Source organism: Polyangium jinanense, from assembly GCF_028435365.1.
The window spans coordinates 1-16343 of record NZ_JAGTJJ010000116.1; the positions used below are offsets into that span (position 1 = coordinate 1).

Below are 16343 nucleotides of genomic sequence, written 5' to 3' on the forward strand. Positions count from 1 at the left end.
ACCCCGGACCCCGACCAGGGGTTGACCACCCCTGGACCCGGACCAGCGCACGCGCTGGACTCGGGGTCGATGAACTGCGCATCGCGCTGTTCATCGAACGGGCCGGGTCAAGACTGGCGACGGGCTGGCCCACCAAGACAGCGGGGCTGACGTGTCTACTGAGGGCGGGCCGTCTCAGCTGGCAACGCCGCTCGTGGTCTTGCCACGGGCCCGTCGGAGAAACTGCGCATCGCGCAGTTTCTCCGCCTTCGGTCCAGGCCGTGCCTGGTCCGGGGTGCAGGGGGCGGACAGCCCCCTGCTGGGGTACGGGGCAACGCCCCGTCGTCAGGCCACGAGTGCGCGGCCGAGCGGCATCACGACGTCATGCATCGCCCGGACGAACGCGGCGCGGGCGTCCCCTCGCGGGACGTGCCCGTGCGCTGCGGCCACCTCGGCCGGGAGCGGCGGCTCCGGGGGCGGCGAAGGCAGGTGGCCCGCGGCGTCGCGGAAGGCTCGCGCGACGGCGTCACGCACGGGCGCTCCACCTGCGGCGATTGCAAAGGCGAGGACCCGGAACGCGAGCTCTGCGTGGCGGGCCTCGTCCTCCGCGATGCCCGTGAGCACCTGGCGCACGGCTGGATCCGATGCGCGCTCGGCCTGCTCGGACGCGAGCACCGCTGCGAGCGTCTCGCCCACGGCGCCCTCGACCACCGTCGACACGGCGAGCTCCACGAGGCCCTCGCCCAGCGGCAACGACAGCGCCTCGGGCAACCCTCGCGGCGCGACTGGCGCGCCTCGATATGCTGCTGCGAGCGAGAGGGAGAGCCGCGCGTGCCGCACCTCGTCGAGTGCCGCCTCGTGTGCGGCGCGGACGAGCGATTCGTCGGCCCCGTGCGCGAGCAGTGCGAGGGCGAGGCGTGAGAACGCGGCCACCGAGGCGTGCTCGAACAGGCCGTCGCGGATCCAGCGCTCCGCGAGTGCCTCGCGTGCCTCGGCTGAGAGGCCCTCGACGTTCGGCGTGAGCGGCTCCTCGGACCAACCTCGCCGCGCGGCCTCGACGGGCGCGACGGCGGGGCCGTCCTCGGCGAGGAGCGGCCTGCCGACGGCGCACACGGTCTCGATCGTGATGTCGTAGCAGCAGAGACCATTGCCGCTCGGATCGGGCTTCGGGCCGACGTCGACCGAGTGCAAGCAGGAGCAGATATCGAGGCTCTGCGCGACGGGGCCGTACGCTTCCTGCGTCGAGGGACACGACTCGCCCACGTCCGGGATGCACGCGAGGAACGTTGAGAGCTCCCCCCACCCGCCTTCGCACTCCATCGGGCCCGTGGAGCTCGACGTCGCGTTCGTCGTCGTGCTGCCGCCTGCGCCGCCTGCGCCGCCTGTTCCCGTGGACTCGCTGTCGACGACGACCTTCGCGCCGCAGCCGACGAACGCGACGGGCGCGGCGAGCGTGACGCCGAGCGCGGCCGCCACGCGCTGCGCGAGCTTCTTCCGAAAAATAAGCGAAACGACCATGGGTGCATGATACATGACGAGGGCCCGATGCCATCCCCCTTGCTCGTCACGATCACGTTCAGCCACTACTGCGAGAAAGCTCGGTGGACGCTCGATCGCGCGGGCATCACGTACCGCGAATCGGGCCACCTTCCCGCGTTCCACATGCTCGCCGTGCGCCGCGCGGGCGGGCATCGCAGCGTGCCTGCGCTCATCACGGACGAGGGCGCGATCAACGACTCGACGGACATCGCCAAGTGGGCGGATCGCCGCGCGCCCGGCGCGCATCTCTACGGGAAAAACGACGTCGAACGCCGGGAGATCGAGGCGCTCGAGGACCACTTCGACGAGCATTTCGGGCCGCACACCCGGCGCTTCATGTACTTCCACATGCTGCAGGACCGCGACCTCGTGCTCCGCCTCTCGGCCATGCAAAACGCGCCTCGGCTGGAGAAACGCCTGCTCCCGATCGTCTTCCCGGTCGTCCGCCCCGCGATGCGCCGGGCCATGCGCATCACGCCCGAAGGCGCCGAGCGCTCGCTCCGGAAAGTCGAGGCCGCGTTCGCCGAGGTCGGCAAGAAGCTCGAAGACGGTCGCCGCTACCTGGTCGGGGACACGCTCACCATGGCGGACATCACGTTCGCGAGCCTCGCAGCCGTGGTCCTCGCCCCTCCGCAGTACGGCGCCCCGCTCTGCTCGATGGACGCGCTCCCCCGGGAACCCGCGGCCCACATGCGCGCCTGGCAAGAGCTGCCCGCGGGGAAATTCGTGGCGAGGCTGTTCCGCGAAGACCGGGCCCCCGCGCGCCCTTGAACGAGGCTTCGCGGGCGCGCCATTTCAATCCGCACCACCCGTACCAGCGGGCATGGTAGCGTCCGAATGCAAACGCTCTCTGGGGGGAGCTTTCATGCCACGCCGCTACCTCGTCATCCGCACCGATCGCACGCAGCGTCCGTTCCTCACCCGCGAGCTCGAGCAAGGCCGCCTGCGCCAGGGTTTCGGCTGGCGACGCGAACACGATCTGCGGCTCCTGCGCGATCAAGTGCGCGCGGGAAAAAAGCTCACCGAGGAAGAGGCAAGCGTCTGGCGAAACAGGCGCCTGCTCGACACCGAGCCCGACGGCCTGAAGCCGGGCAACGTGCTCATCCTGCCGAACCTGCCCGAGCCAGGCCGCTGGATCCTCGCGCGCGTGAAGGGCGGATACAATTTCGCGCCCGTCGTCGCGCCGGGGCGGGAAGGCCCCGATTACGGCCATATCGTCGATGTCGATCCGATCCGCACACCAGGCGGGAAGATCGGCAGCGTCGACGCGGAGAACACGCACGTCGACGCAGAGCTCCGCGCCACGATGCGGAACCTGTCGAGGATGTGGTCGATCGACGCGCTCGGCTCCGCCGTGGAGGCGCTCGTCCACGCGATCGAGTCCGGCAAGGACACGTGGACGCCCGAATCGGAGACCCAAAAAGCCGAAGGGTTCTTCACAGCCGTACGCGACGCGGCATGGAAGCACATCCAGACGAAATACAAGGGCCCGGAGCTCCTGCACCTCGTGCATCACCTGTTCGTATGCATCTACGAAGGCGGGCGCGTCGAGCACTGGGGCGGTACCGGAGAGAGGGGCACGGATCTCATCGTCTACACGAGGGATCCGCTGGGGCTCGAATCCAAAGTCGCCGTGCAAATCAAGCCCAACGACGGGCTCCACGACGACGATCGCGCACTCGGCCAGATCGAGCAAGCCAAGGAGCTCCACAAGATCGACGCAGGCGTCATCGTGACGACCGCCGAGGTGACGAGCGGAGCATTCGAGGAAAAATGCGCCGCACTCGAAGGCAAGCTCGGCATCGACATTCGCGTGATCGCGAGGGGCGAGCTCATCGAGCTCGTGATGAAGTACCTCGGGAGAACCCGAATGACAGTCCGCGAGGCGCTCATCGACCTGCTTCGCGCAAGCACGGTGGCCCCCGAGCCGCGAGAACACACGTCGGTCACAGACCGCGTGTACGAAGAGCTGCAGCGTCTCCCCGAGCTCGAACGGCAAATCGCCGGGACAAAGGTCGCACACCAGAACCGCGGCAACGGCGTTCATCTGATCCGGATCGAATTGCCCCAAGAAGTGCCCGGCGCCGTCGTCGAGCCCATCGCGCAGAGCATCGTATCCTGTCTGCGACGAATGGTCCCGAGCGCGAAGTGTCAACGTGGCAAACCAAGCGGCCCCGGCACGAAATGGATGGTCGTGGATACCCTGCTCGAGCTCGCCTGACGGCGCGAGCGTCCGCGTTCAGCATTGCCGTCGCGCCGGGGCGCTGCCCCGGGCCCCGCGGGGGCTGTTCGCCCCTCGACCCGAACCAGGGCAAGCCCTGGACTCGAGTTGGAAGAACTGCGCTCCGCGCAGTTCTTCCACGGGCCGGTGGCAAGATCAGGGGCAGCGTTGCCCTTAGAAATGGCAGCGCGGCTGTCTTGATTGGCAAGGTCGTAGCTGGTCTTGACTCGGCCTGTTCGATGAACTGCGCATCGCGCAGTTCATCGACCCCGGGTCCAGCGCTTGCGCTGGTCCGGGTCCCGGGGCGGATAGCCCCGGGTGGGGCCTGGGGCAACGCCCCAGCGATGCGCCAAGCGGTAACATTCCGCTGTTCACGTTCGTACACTTTTGAGGACCAAGCGCCTCCCCTCCCCCGCCGGATCCGACCGAGACCGACCCGACGTAGCGCATCGCGGCGAACCCCCCGTTCCGGAAATTCCCTGATCGGGTATCCTCCTTTCCGCCATGCCCCCGCCCTCTGCCCGCGAGCACGCCGCACGTCGTGTCGGCAAAACGCTCCGGGACAAGTACCGCATCGAGCGTGTGCTCGGCGTGGGCGGCATGGCGACGGTCTACCTCGCCGTTCACCGCAACGGTCACCGGGTCGCCCTCAAGATCCTCCACCCCGAGCTCTCCGCCAGCGTCACCCAGCGCGACCGCTTCGTCCGCGAAGGCTACGTCGCGAACCGGATCGAGCACCCCGGCGCCGTGCGCGTCCTCGACGACGACCTCTCCGACGACGGCTGCCCGTTCCTCGTGATGGAGCTGCTCGAAGGCGAGACCCTCGACCAGCGGCGAAGGCGCGCGGGCGGGAACCTCGCCTCCCGCGAGGTCCTCGTCATCGGCCACGCGCTCTGCGACGCGCTCGCGGCCGCGCACGACAAGGGCATCGTGCATCGCGACATCAAGCCGGAGAACGTGTTCATCACGTCCGACGGCACCCTCAAGATCCTCGACTTCGGCATCGCGCGCGTCGCCGACGAGGAAGGTGGTCCCGGCGGCGGCGTCGCCGGCACCCCCGCGTACATGCCGCCCGAGCAGGCCCTCGGGGATCGAGGCGCCATCGACGCGCGCACCGACCTCTGGGCCGCAGGCGCGACGATGTTCACGCTCATCACGGGCAGACTCGTGCACGACGCGAGCCGCGCGACGGAGCTGCTCACGAGCACCGCGACCAAGCCCGCGCCGCGCCTCCTCGACGTCGCACCCGAGGTCCCGCGCGAGATCGCCCGCGTCATCGACGAGGCCCTCGCGTATTCACGGCACGACAGGTTCGAGGACGCGCGCGAGATGCGCGACGCGATCGGCATGGCCCACATGGCGGTGTACGGCGAGCCGCTCTCCGTCGTTGGACCTCGCAACAGCGGCAGCGCCCTCGCGTTCGCGCCGTCGTCGTCGGGGCGCATCTCGCTCCAGCCCGCGTCGGGGCGTGTCGTCACGTCGCGGCCGCGGGCCGAGCTCGTCGAGACGGTGCTCGACGTGCCCCCACCAAACGAAGGCTCACCGCGCCCGCCCTCACTCGCGCCGGCCGCCGCGCCGGTCGACGGCGCGCCGCAGAACACGGTGAGCGAGCCTCTCTCGTCGCGGCCCACCGAGCAGCGTCCTTCCCGGGCGCGCGCCGTGCTCATGATGTCGGCGGGTTTCGGCATGATCGCCACGCTCCTCGTGCTCTTCGTGGCCCGCGCGAACCACCTCGTGCTGACCGACGTGCCGCCAGCCCCTCCGAACCCCGCGCCGCGCCCCGTATGTGTGACGAACGCCGACTGCGCGATCCCGGGCGGCGACAAACACGCGATTTGCCGCAAGGACCGCGGCGCCTGCGTCACGCTCGAGACCGATCAGTGCCGCGTCCTCGCCGACGATCGTGACGTCGAGAACGACGGCACGCTCTGGATCGGCGCGATGTACCCGCACGACGAGAAGAAGGGCACGCCGTACGGCCGGCAAGCCGCGCGCGCCGTGGACCTCGCGCGCCGCGATTTCGCGAACCTCACAGGCGGCCTGCCGCCCGCGAGCGGCGCGGGGAAACCTCGCCCGATCGGGATCGTCCTCTGCGACGACACCGAAGCCGCCGAACGCGCGGCGTCGCACCTCGTCGACGACATCGGCGTCCCCGCGGTCCTCGGTTTCGCGCGCAGCAAGGAGGTCCTCGACCTCGCGAGCTCGCACTTCTTGCCGAAGGGCGTGCTCGCGCTCGCCTCGAACACGGCCTCGATGCTCACGGACATCGCGCACGCGCCGGGCGATCCGCGCTTCGTCTTGCGCGTGACCACGAGCGCGACCATGTCCACGGACGCGAAGGCCGCGTTCCTCGAGCACGTGCTCGAGCCGGAGATCCGCAAGCGGCCCGGGATCCTCCGCCCGGACGAGGCGTTACGCGTCGCCATCGTCCGCGTCGACAACGCCTCCGGCGTGAGCCACGCGGACAAACTCGTCTCGGCCTTGCGCTGGAACGGCAAGAGCGCCCATGAGAACGGCGACGATCTGCGCCAGTTCGTGGTGAAGGACGAGCTCTCCGGATCGCAGACCGGCGACGCCGTCGCGCCCTTGATCGAGTCGATCGGCTCGTTCGCGCCGCACGTCGTCTTCGAGGCCGGGGCGGGCGCGCAGTTCTTCGTCGAGCTCGAGCGACGCTGGCCGAAGAACCTCCGCTTCCGGCCGCATTACGTCATGTCGGGCTCGCTCGCGTCCGACGACTTCTTGAAGCTCGTCGCCGAGCGCCCGGACGCCTCGCGAAGGCTGCTCAGCGTCGACGCCGCGATGAACCCCGCGCTCGCGAAGTTCGTCGTGCACCACAACGAAATCTTCCCCGACAAGGTCACGCCGTACGACTCGACGAGCGCGCCGTATGACGCGTTTTACGCCGTCGCGTACGCCGCGCTCGCGCTCGGCGACGAGCCGATTACGGGCCGCGGGCTCGCGCGCGCCGTGCGCCGCCTCGTGCCCCCTGGCGAGCCGGTCGAGGTCGGCCAGGGCGGGATCTACACGGCGATCAAGGTCCTACGCGGCGGTAAAAATATCGACCTCACGGGCGCGCAGACCTCGCTCGACTTCGATCCGGAGACCGGCGACGCGACGGTCGATTTCGCCGTGTATTGCCTCGATCCGAAGCGCCGCGTCGCGGCCGAGTCGGGCCTCGTCTACCGCGCGAAGACCGGCAAGCTCGAAGGCGCGATGCGCTGTCCGTAACGGATGCGGCAAGGCGTTGCGCCTACAGGCCGAGTGCGGATACGGTGCGGATCTTCCCGCGCCATGCGAAAGCCCGCCGCCCTCTTCGCCTCGCTCCCTTCGGCCCTCGCCCTCTCGCTCGCGCTCTGCTCGGGCGACGCGCACGCACAGACCACCGAGGCCTGGACGGATCCGGATCCGAAGGGCCAGGGGACGCGATATGCGCTCGACAAGTTCGGCTTCCGCGCCGGCGCCGAGTATCGCGCGAACCTGCTCTACGTGAACCCCATCGCGCTGAACAGCGAGTCGAACCGGCGCGTGAGCTGGATCGAGCACCGCCTGCGCCTCGACGTCGGCGTCGACTACCTCGACAAGGTGCGCCTCTACGCCTCGGCCGACATGCTCGACGGCGTGCTCTGGGGCGACAACGGCACGCTCGCCTCCGGCCCCAAGCCGAACTTCGGGACGAACATCAACGCCCGCAGTCCCAACGTCACCACGCCCTGCGTCGGCTTGCGCGGGACCGATCCTTTGAACGCCGACGATTACGGCTACACGCTCTGCTCGCAGGAGCAGATCCGCTTCCGCAAGGCCTACGGCGACGTCGTGCTCCCGATCGGCCTGCTCCGCGTGGGCCGCCAGTCCGCAAACAACGGCATGGGCATCCAGGCCGCGGACGGCGACGGCCGCACGAACCGCTTCGGCTTCAGCCGGCAGGGCAACCTCGTCGACCGTGTCCTCTTCGCGACCAAGCCCCTCGAGGCCTTCAAGCCCAAGGAGGAGCGCGACACCTCGGAGAACCGCGGGGTCATCCTCGCGCTCGCCTACGATCGCTGGGTCACCGACAGCGTGCAGCTCTTCGCCGACGACGTGCAGCAGGTCGACGTCGCCGTCCGTTACCTCGCGCCCCACCTCGGCTTCGCCCGCGACGTCTTCGCCGGCGCCTACTACGTGCACCGCTGGGACGACGCGAACAGCTCCAGCATCAACAGCTTCGGCCTGAAGGCGATGGGGCGCATCGGCGACTTCCACCTCACCGCCGAAGGCGCGATGAACGTCGGCTCGACCCGCGAGATCGCCCTGGCGAACAGCTACATCTCGAACGATCCCGTCGTCGATCAGCGCATCCTCCAGGGCGGCGCGCGCGCTGTCGTCCGTTATGACAAGCCCCTCTACACCGCGTACCTCGAGTTCGATTACGCCTCCGGCGACGCCGATCCGAACAACCGCACGCCGCTCACGCAGTTCGTCTTCGCCGAGGACGCGAACGTGGGCCTCTTGCTCTTCGAGCACGTCCTCGCGTTCCAGACCGCGCGCGTCGCGGCCGCGGGCACCGAGCTCTTGAATCGCCTCGGCGCCCCGAGTTTTCCCTCGGACTCGGTGTACAACCGCGGCGCCTTCACGAACGCGATCGCGATCTTCCCGCAGTTCGACATCCGCCCGATCCGTGGCCTCACGCTGCGCGGCGGCGCGCTCTTCGCGTTCGCCGCCGCGCCCGTCGTCGATCCGGTGAACTCGCTCCTCGCCCGCGACGGCCTCACGATCGAGGACGATCTCGTCAACTTCGCCGGCGGCAAGCCTGGCCGTTACTACGGCACCGAGCTCGACGGGCGCATCTCCTACCGCTACCTCGACCACTTCCTCTTCGATTTCGAGGCCGCGGTGCTCTTCCCTGGCGACGCTCTCCGGAACGAGGACGGCTACGCCGCGCGCAGCGTCCTCCTCCAGGGCCGCACCACGTTTTTCTTCTAGATCGCGCGGAGCACGGACATGCGACGTCTTCCTCTCTCGCTCCTCTTGCTCTCGCTCCTGGCCCCGCTCGGCGCCGGCTGCGAGCTCTACGACGGCCCCCCGCAGCCGCGCATCGTCGACGCCGAAGACGGCGTCCTCGAAGACGCGACGGCGCCGATCGTCCTCGCGTTCTCCGAGCCCGTCGATCCCTCGACGCTCCACGTCTCGATCGTTCGCCTCGAGACCGATGTGGAGGGCAACCTCCTCGACGAGGACACCGATCCCGAGAGCACGCCCGAGGAGTTTTTCGCGTTCTCGACGGCCCTCACCACGGGCGGCACGGCCGAGCTCGTCGACGCGAACGCGACGCTCGTGATCAAGCCGAGCGCGCCCTTGCCCGTCGGCCCGAAGCTCGCGCTCGTGATCGAGGCGGGCCTCAGCGACGTCGCGGGCAACGTCACGACGGTCCGCAAGCGCCTGCTCTTCGGCTACACGTTCAAGCTCGAGTGCGACAAACCCTCGACGATCTTCCCGACCGGAAAGTACTTCCTGCTCGCGGACATCGAGAAACCGCTGCAGACGCAGGTCCAGCTCTGGGCCTCGTTCTACGTCGACCCCGAGACGGGGCGCGTGCGCGGACAGGCCACGAACGCCGATCGCGACAAGACCCAGGTTTGTCCGATGTCGTGCAAGAGCACCGAGGTCTGCCGGCTCTTGCCCGAGCCCCAGTGCGTCGCGCCCTCCGAGCGCGCGGGCACGCCGGACGAGCACTCGGATTACGTGCCGTACGGCACCCCGCCGACCGGATACTCGTTCACGATCGAAGGCTGCGCCGTGGATCAGCCCGGCGGCAAGGTCGTGTTCGCCACCGCGCCCACGGACGTCGTGGTGCAAATCCCGCCGGTCACGCTGCGCAACGTCACGCTCACGGCCGAGTTCGCCCCCGACGCGAACGGCGTGCTTCGCGGCACGGGCACGCTGGCGGCGGACACGGTGCTCATCGGCACGACGGCGAGCGGCAAGGGCGAAGGAAACCTCCTCGGCCGGATGGTCTCCGCGGAGGAGGCGCCGCCGGGCATCCCGGATCCGCCGCCCGCCCCCTGAGCAGGCTGACCGTACCGTGTCCGATTCGTGACACGGCACGCGTGCAGCGCCGGCTGGGAAATTTGGTAGAAGCCGAGACATGACCACGACGACCATCGAAGCCTCCGAGGCCCCGGCGAAACCGACGAACGCGTCCGCGCCGCCGATGAACCGTTGCATCGAGATGCCGCGCTTCGAGCTCGGCGAGCGGCTGACGCCGGAGCAGGTCGAATTCCTCGACACGTTCGGGTTCATCCGCTTCAAGAACTTCCTGCCGCGCGCCGAGGTCGCGAAGCTCGTGGAGGAGGTCGAGGCCATCGACGAGCGCCTCGTGACCGAGGGGCGGACGGTGATCAACGGCGTGCCGCTCATCATCGGCAAGCGCAAGGACGGGCGCCCCTTCGTGCAGCGCATGTGCTTCTCGTCGCTCTTCGGCGAGCGGCTGCACACGTTCCTGCAGGATCCGCGCTTCAAGGCGATCCTGGAGATCGCGGGCCCCGGATATCGCATCGGCGAACGGGAGCGGGACGGGCTCGTCATCAACCATTACCGCCGCGAGGAGGGATCGAGCTACAAGCGGCTCGGCTGGCACACGGACAGCCTGCGAGATCTCTTCTATTTCGAGATGCCGCGGCGCTACCTGAACGTCGGGTTTTACCTGGACGACTCGCCCCTCGAGAAGGGGGGCGTGCGGCTGCTCCCGTTCTCCCACAACCAGGGCCTCTGGCCCATGCTGACGCGCAAGATCCATTTCATGGATACGGACCCGGATCCGGCCGAGTATGCGCTCGAGGCCGAGGCGGGGGATCTGACGATCCATGACGGCCGCATCTGGCATCGGGTCGCGGAGGCGAGCGTGGCTGGCGACGCGAGCCAGCGGCGCGTGATGTACGTGCCCCTGATGGAGGGGCCGGAGAAATTGAAGGACGAGAACAGCCCGACGCCGGTCTACTTCCGGCTGCGGCGATTCGCGCGGTTCTGAGACGCGCATGACGCCGCGGCGCACGGATTCCCCGATCCGGCTCCTCGCCCGCGCGGCGGGGAGCCCCGCGGCGATGGCCGGGAAAATCGCCCGCTTCGGCGGGAATCTCGCGGCGTACGGCAAGGGCCGCGAGCTCGACGCGCGGCTCTCGCGGCTCCAAAAGGCGGGCGTCATCGAAGCGGCGCCGACGCGGATCCAGCTCGTCCTCGGCGCGCTCGACATGCTGCGGTTCTGGATCTCGCCCGCCTCCTCCGAGTATTACCAGCGCGTCGGCATCGATTACACGTTCCACCAGATCCTGCGTTTCCTCGAAGAACCGGCCTCGCTCGCGGATCCGGTCGGCTTCTTCAGCACCCGGGACAACGTGATCGGCCACCTCATGCAGATCGTGCACGCGAATCCGCGGTACGATCTGGAGCTGCTCACGATGTGGGACGACGGGCTCGCCGAGCTCGAAGGGCAGGTCGAATCGATGATCGCCGGAACGCACCCGCGGGGCGAGGCCATCGCGGCAATCGTGGAAGAGCCCGACTATCACGTGCGGCTGCTCGATTACGTGCGTGACTTCCGCAAGGACCCGGCCGCGCCCCCTCCCCTGCGCGCGAACGTGGAAGGAAGCGCTCGCTGGGAGGACCTCGAGCGCACGTTCGGCTCGCTCCGGACCTCGATGCGGTATTTTTGCCGGTTGCCAGGGGATCCGATTTCGGCGGCGCGGCACCTCTTCACAGTGAAGGAATTCCCGCGCCACCTCGGGGAGCCGAACGAGGGAGAGACGATTCCATGCCGATCCTAGCCATCGATCACGTCCAGCTCGCCATGCCCGCGGGTCGCGAGGACGAGGCGCGTGCATTCTACGGAAACCTCCTCGGGCTCACCGAGGTGCCGAAACCGGCCGACATGGTCAAGCGCGGCGGCGCGTGGTTCGAGGCGGGTGCGGTGAAGATTCACCTCGGCGTCGAGGCGGACTTTCATCCGGCGCGGAAAGCGCACCCGGGCCTGCTCGTCGACGGGCTCGCCGCGCTCGTCGAGGGCCTGCGGGCCGCGGGCGTGACGGTCGTGGACGGCCCGCCGATCGACGGCATCGCGCGGGTGTTCGTCCACGATCCGTTCGGCAATCGAATCGAGCTGCTGGAGCACACGTCGGGCTGACGCTCATTGCCCCGGGCCGGTGCACGTGCCCGGCTGCGCGGCCGGGATGACGCGCAGGTATTCGTACATGGCGACGAGATCCCCCTCGGCCATGGCTCTGTAAAGGGACCAGGGCATGAGCTGGAGGATCCGGTTCGGGTCGTTCGGATCTTTTCCGGTACGCATGGCGGATAGGAACTGGTCGCGCGTGAGCCCGCCGGGCAAACCATTCGCGTCGGGCGCGAGGCTCGGCGCCTTGAGGTTCGTCCCCATGGGCACGCCGCCCCCGAGGTAATGCGCGGCGTCGAGGCGGCCGCGACCGCCGGTGAACGGGGATTCGCCAGGCGAATACGTCGGGCAGCTATGACAATCGACGCAGGCGGATGCCGCGTTGACGTAATAACTCCCGATCCCGACGAGGTACGGATCCGCGTTCTCCAGCTTCAGCGGCACGGGGGCGATTCTCAGCCCGATCTCGGCCCGCACGTCGAGCGGCATGGGCGCCTCTCCCGGCTCTCCGGTTCCCGTCACCTCGACGGCGCACGAGACGAGCACCCCAGAAAGGCCGAGCATGATGAACGATCGCCGATGCATGGATGAACGCCTCCCCGGAGCCGCGCCAGACGCGCGTCCGCATCCGCCCATGCAAGCGGGGCGCCCGTCCGCCCGTGCGCTCGGGGCACGGGTAGGCGATTCAGGATTCGGCGGTTATTGCGGCCGGCCCTGCGCGATCCAGGTCTCGACGAGCTGGATGTCCTCGGGCGTGACGGGGGGCAAGGAGAGGGGCATTCCGCGGACGGCCGGGTCGGTTTGTCCCGCCTCCTCGCGAACCCGGGCGAGCATGGCGTATACGAGGCGCGGCGTGCCGTCGGGCATCGGCGAGAAGATGCTGCGGCGCTCGCCCTTGTCGTCGACGTAACCGGCCTGGATGCCCTCGTATTCGGCGAGGTTCAGGCCACGGGGCCGATAGCCGAAGCCGCCCGTGTTTCCCGGTCCGCCGTCGCCGATCGCATAATCGGGTTCGGCGTGGCAATGCCAGCAGGTGTTGCGGAAGACGCGGCGGCTGACCTCCTCGTACGTGACCTTGCGGTCGAGCACGGGCAGGCGCGGCGGGATGATTTTTGCGATTTTGGGCGCTAGCTCAGCGCGGAACAGGAAGGCCGCGAGATCCCGCTGCTCGTCGGGTGAGAGCGGCGTCTTCGGCATGAGCGTGTCGGGCTTTTGCGCCTTCGGGTCGTCGAGCCAGCGGACGAGCTCGCCGGGGGCCATGCGCTCGCGGACGTACCGCAGATCCGGCGCGAGCGCGCGGGCCATGCGCTCGCCTTTGCCTTCGAGGTCGGCCACGCCGGCCGGGAGCGCTGCGCGCGGGGCGCCGGTGTATTCGTGGCACTGGCGGCAGCCCTTCGCCTCGAAAATCGCGCTTCCCTTCTCGACGCTCGCGCCTTCGAGTGCGACCGCCGGGGCCGGCGTCGCGGAGGACGTGAGCCACGCGGCGACGTCACGCGCCTCTTCCGGCGTCATCGCGAGGCGCGGCATCGACGTATCGAGGTGCGGGCGGACGTCGTGCGGTTCGAGCAGAAACTTCTCGATGAAGCCGCGACGCAATCGGCCGCCGATGTTCGCGAGCGACGGGGTTTCGCGGAAGTGGACGATGGTCTTTTGCCACTTCGAGAGCGTGCTCGCCGAGGCCTGGTACGTGCCGGCGTGAATCTCCTGGTGGCAACGGACGCAATCCTGGTCGAGCTTGGGTTGTTCGAGGCCGGTGCCCTCGTGGCAGCGGTTGCACTCGAACTTGGCGACGAGGGTTTTTCCCTTTGCGGGGTCGCCGGGCGGCGGTTCGGGGGCTTGGGCTTGTGCGAGCGTGGTCGCGCTCGCGGAGGGAGCGGGCGAAGGTGCCTCCGCGCGCTCGTCCTTGCGACAGCCGAGGAGGAGGAGGACCAGACCGACAACAAGGACGAGCGCGCGGGGCACGGATGAAATCCTTTCGAGCGGCTAGCTCTGGCCCCCCTGGCTCGTGGGGACCTGGCAGATCGAGCTGTCCTTGGCCATCGTGTTGCAGCGCTGAACGGCGGCGTCGCGGGCGGTCGTGTTGCCGGCCTCGTTTTGGAGGCGGCCGAGGGTGGCGTAGCCCTGCGGCGTGGCCATGAGGTCGCGGTCGGCGAGGCCCTGGAGCAAGCTGCGCGCCTCGTCCTTGCGACCAGAGACCTTGGCGAGCGCTTCGCCGAGATCCGTGTCGACGGCAGGATCGTTCTTCCGCTGCTCGCGGAGCCGCTCGAGCGCCGCGACGGCCCAGGCGACGTTCTTTTGGCGCTGCTCGGGCGTCTTGCCACGCCAGGTCGGGTCGAGGTCGATGCCGCCGTCGGCGCGGACGAGGGCGACGGCGAGGGTGCGCTGGGCGCGCTGGAGCATGCCGTCCTTGCCCGGGTTGATGCTGCGGATCTCGGGGAACATGCGCACGATCGACTGGGCCGAGGCCACGATCTTGCCGTCGCGCATGGTCTGCTCGGCGTTCGCGAGGCCCTGGATGCGGTGGTCGATCTCGGGGATGAAGACGTCGCCGCAAGCCGCCGCGTCGTTCGAGACGGCCGGAATGGCAGCGAGGGCAGCGAGACCGAGGGCAAAACGAACGGCGAGACCCTTGATGGTGAGCATCGTAACCTCCTCTGGTGAACGAGCGGTTCAACCCGGGTATCGGAGCGGGTGGTTCTTCTGTGACAGCGGCCGGCGAAAAAAGTTTTGCGAGAAATTCCGGCAGCGGCGAGCAGAGGACAAACGCCGCTTGGGGGCGGGATCTTTCAGGAGTCAGGCGGGATCTTTCAGGGGTCAGGCCGAGGGGAGCGAGGCGAGCGAGAGGCGGGCGACGGCGGCGAAGAGGAGGTTTCCGTCGAGGGCGATGGCATCCCGGTAGAGGCGAATGCGCTCGGCCGGGTCGTCGACGAGGTTGCCGAGCTTGACGAGGAGCTGGGTGCGGACGTCGGGCTCCTCGGCGAGGTCGAGGCCGCGGCGATAGGCAGCACGCGCTTCGAGGGATTTTCGCTCCGCCGCGAGGGCATCGCCGAGGGCGACGTGGAGCAATCCGAGGTCGGTCTTCGCGAGGGCCTCGCGGGCACGGCGGATTTTCTCGGTGGGGTCGAGGTCGGGGCGGTCGAACTCGGTGACGGCGGCAAAGACGCCCGGGTCGAGGGTGCCGGCGGAAATGCGTTCGGCGAGGTAGCGGTAGGCGCGGCAGCGGAACCAGCCGGGAGCGAGTTCCTCGGTTTTGCGGAAGAGCTCCGCGGCCTCGGCAGCGCGGCCCATGAAGAGGCACGTGACGCCGGCCTGGTAGACCGGTGAGGGGTCGTGTCGATCGGCGACAGCAGCGCGGCGGAAGGCTTCGAGCGCACGGACGAACTCGCCGGCGGCGCCGAGGCGCTCGCCCTCCTCGGTGGCAATGGACGCGGCGCGGAGCTCGGGGCGGTTGCGCTCGTAGATGAACTGGACGGAGCCCTGGAGGCCGCCAAGTTCGTCGAGTTCGGCAGGTTTGCCGTTGACGAGGGCGACGACGCGGCACCGCGGCTCGCCAGCCCGGACGCGCTCGGCGCGGCGGCGGAAGGTGCGCGCCTCGTCAGCGTCGCCAAGGCGGTCGAGGACGGAGGCAATGCGCTCGGCGGTGGCGGCGGCCTCGGCGGTGTCGCCGAGGTAGCGGCGGACCTCGAAGAGGGAGAAGAGGGCGGCGAGAGCGCCCTGGTCGTCGCCCGACTCTTCACAGAGGGTGAGGGTCGCCTCGAAGGGGGCGCGGGCCTCGGCGACGCGGCCGGTGTGGAAGAGGCATTCGCCGAGGCGGCCCGTGAGCATGGCCTGATGGCCGCTCTTGTGGCCAGAGGCCTCCGCGAGCGCGGCGCGGGCCTTGGCTTCGGCCTCGGCATAACGGCCCTCGGCGGCAAGGGCGTCGATGTCGGCGAGGGCCTGTTCGAGGCGGCGGAGGAGGGCCTGGGTGTCCTCGGGGACAGTGGTGAGGGCCGCGAAGAGTTCGGGGCGGCCGCGCATGGCGGCCATGTGCTGCGCGACGGAGGTCATGCCCTGGATGTACCAGCGCAGTCGGGGGCCTTCGCGGTACGGCTCAGGGAGGGTGCGCCAGCCGGGGAAGGCGTCGCAGATGGCTTGCTCGTGCGCCTCGCAGAGGGAGGAGAGGCGGTCGAGGTCGCCTTCGTCGACGGCGTCGAAGAGGGCCTCGCGGAGGGCGGAGGAGGAGAGCGGCTGCATCGGGCGGGAAGGTAGTCGAGGGGGGACGGGAGCGGAAGCGGAAGCGGAGGCGGGGGCGGAGGCGGAGGCGGGGGCGGAGGCGGAGGCGGAGGCGCAAACGCAAACGCAAACGCAAACGCAAACGCAAACGCTAACGCAAACGCGAGTGGGACGGGTTTGCAGGGATCCCGCTCGGGGACGGCGAGCTTACCGTCGTGCTCGGCCTCTTCAAGGCCATGCCGTGCTCACCGT

13 protein-coding genes are annotated in these 16343 nt (G+C 69.2%); 8 read left to right on the forward strand and 5 right to left on the reverse strand.

The genetic code is table 11. The features are described 5' to 3' along the window. Positions 1-324: 324 nt before the first annotated feature. Positions 325-1497: a ferritin-like domain-containing protein gene (locus KEG57_RS53980; protein WP_272422468.1), complete on the reverse strand. Its 1173-nt coding sequence runs from the start codon at positions 1495-1497 to the stop codon at positions 325-327. A 27-nt stretch (positions 1498-1524) separates the two neighbouring features. Here KEG57_RS53980 and KEG57_RS53985 point away from each other — a divergent pair, with 27 nt between their 5' ends. The 8 genes from KEG57_RS53985 (at position 1525) to KEG57_RS54020 (ending at position 11891) form a co-directional block, all read left to right on the forward strand. Next, positions 1525-2289, forward strand: a complete 765-nt coding sequence (locus KEG57_RS53985) for a glutathione S-transferase family protein (RefSeq protein ID WP_272422469.1) — start codon at positions 1525-1527, stop codon at positions 2287-2289. Between the two features lie 94 nt (positions 2290-2383). Further along, complete coding sequence (locus tag KEG57_RS53990; RefSeq protein ID WP_272422470.1) at positions 2384-3739, forward strand: restriction endonuclease; 1356 nt, start codon at positions 2384-2386, stop codon at positions 3737-3739. Positions 3740-4243: 504 nt separating this feature from the next. Continuing rightward, entirely contained in the window at positions 4244-6967 is a 2724-nt protein-coding gene (locus KEG57_RS53995; RefSeq protein ID WP_272428958.1) for a bifunctional serine/threonine-protein kinase/ABC transporter substrate-binding protein, read from the forward strand. Between the two features lie 63 nt (positions 6968-7030). Then, positions 7031-8698 (forward strand): hypothetical protein, encoded by a 1668-nt coding sequence (locus tag KEG57_RS54000; protein WP_272460063.1) that lies wholly within the window; start codon positions 7031-7033, stop codon positions 8696-8698. 18 nt (positions 8699-8716) lie between these two features. Further along, a complete protein-coding gene (locus KEG57_RS54005) occupies positions 8717-9781 on the forward strand; it encodes an Ig-like domain-containing domain (protein ID WP_272460064.1) in 1065 nt (354 codons plus the stop codon). A gap of 79 nt (positions 9782-9860) precedes the next feature. After that, positions 9861-10742, forward strand: a complete 882-nt coding sequence (locus tag KEG57_RS54010; RefSeq protein WP_272428952.1) for a phytanoyl-CoA dioxygenase family protein — start codon at positions 9861-9863, stop codon at positions 10740-10742. Positions 10743-10749: 7 nt separating this feature from the next. Continuing rightward, positions 10750-11535, forward strand: coding sequence for a hypothetical protein (locus KEG57_RS54015; RefSeq protein ID WP_272460065.1), 786 nt, complete (start codon positions 10750-10752; stop codon positions 11533-11535). After that, positions 11523-11891, forward strand: a complete 369-nt coding sequence (locus tag KEG57_RS54020; RefSeq protein ID WP_272428949.1) for a VOC family protein — start codon at positions 11523-11525, stop codon at positions 11889-11891. Before KEG57_RS54015 ends, KEG57_RS54020 begins: the two co-directional genes overlap by 13 nt. 3 nt (positions 11892-11894) lie before the next feature. Here KEG57_RS54020 and KEG57_RS54025 read toward each other — a convergent pair whose 3' ends face one another. The 4 genes from KEG57_RS54025 to KEG57_RS54040 all read right to left on the reverse strand — a co-directional run bounded on the left by KEG57_RS54025 (position 11895) and on the right by KEG57_RS54040 (position 16112). After that, complete coding sequence (locus tag KEG57_RS54025; RefSeq protein ID WP_272460066.1) at positions 11895-12464, reverse strand: cytochrome C; 570 nt, start codon at positions 12462-12464, stop codon at positions 11895-11897. Between the two features lie 114 nt (positions 12465-12578). Then, positions 12579-13841, reverse strand: a complete 1263-nt coding sequence (locus KEG57_RS54030) for a c-type cytochrome (RefSeq protein WP_272428946.1) — start codon at positions 13839-13841, stop codon at positions 12579-12581. Positions 13842-13862: 21 nt separating this feature from the next. After that, positions 13863-14522 (reverse strand): tetratricopeptide repeat protein, encoded by a 660-nt coding sequence (locus tag KEG57_RS54035; RefSeq protein ID WP_272428944.1) that lies wholly within the window; start codon positions 14520-14522, stop codon positions 13863-13865. A 171-nt stretch (positions 14523-14693) separates the two neighbouring features. Next, positions 14694-16112, reverse strand: a complete 1419-nt coding sequence (locus tag KEG57_RS54040; RefSeq protein ID WP_272460067.1) for a tetratricopeptide repeat protein — start codon at positions 16110-16112, stop codon at positions 14694-14696. Between the last annotated feature and the right edge of the window lie 231 nt (positions 16113-16343).

What these genes read in the sequence shown, in the direction of transcription:
- KEG57_RS54035 (WP_272428944.1), bottom strand. Translation starts at nt 14,522, where the DNA reads ATGCTCACCATCAAGGGTCTCGCCGTTCGTTTTGCCCTCGGTCTCGCT.
- KEG57_RS54040 (WP_272460067.1), bottom strand. Translation starts at nt 16,112, where the DNA reads ATGCAGCCGCTCTCCTCCTCCGCCCTCCGCGAGGCCCTCTTCGACGCC.
- KEG57_RS53980 (WP_272422468.1), bottom strand. Translation starts at nt 1,497, where the DNA reads ATGGTCGTTTCGCTTATTTTTCGGAAGAAGCTCGCGCAGCGCGTGGCG.
- KEG57_RS54025 (WP_272460066.1), bottom strand. Translation starts at nt 12,464, where the DNA reads ATGCATCGGCGATCGTTCATCATGCTCGGCCTTTCTGGGGTGCTCGTC.
- KEG57_RS53985 (WP_272422469.1), top strand. Translation starts at nt 1,525, where the DNA reads ATGCCATCCCCCTTGCTCGTCACGATCACGTTCAGCCACTACTGCGAG.
- KEG57_RS53995 (WP_272428958.1), top strand. Translation starts at nt 4,244, where the DNA reads ATGCCCCCGCCCTCTGCCCGCGAGCACGCCGCACGTCGTGTCGGCAAA.
- KEG57_RS53990 (WP_272422470.1), top strand. Translation starts at nt 2,384, where the DNA reads ATGCCACGCCGCTACCTCGTCATCCGCACCGATCGCACGCAGCGTCCG.
- KEG57_RS54020 (WP_272428949.1), top strand. Translation starts at nt 11,523, where the DNA reads ATGCCGATCCTAGCCATCGATCACGTCCAGCTCGCCATGCCCGCGGGT.
- KEG57_RS54015 (WP_272460065.1), top strand. Translation starts at nt 10,750, where the DNA reads ATGACGCCGCGGCGCACGGATTCCCCGATCCGGCTCCTCGCCCGCGCG.
- KEG57_RS54010 (WP_272428952.1), top strand. Translation starts at nt 9,861, where the DNA reads ATGACCACGACGACCATCGAAGCCTCCGAGGCCCCGGCGAAACCGACG.
- KEG57_RS54000 (WP_272460063.1), top strand. Translation starts at nt 7,031, where the DNA reads ATGCGAAAGCCCGCCGCCCTCTTCGCCTCGCTCCCTTCGGCCCTCGCC.
- KEG57_RS54005 (WP_272460064.1), top strand. Translation starts at nt 8,717, where the DNA reads ATGCGACGTCTTCCTCTCTCGCTCCTCTTGCTCTCGCTCCTGGCCCCG.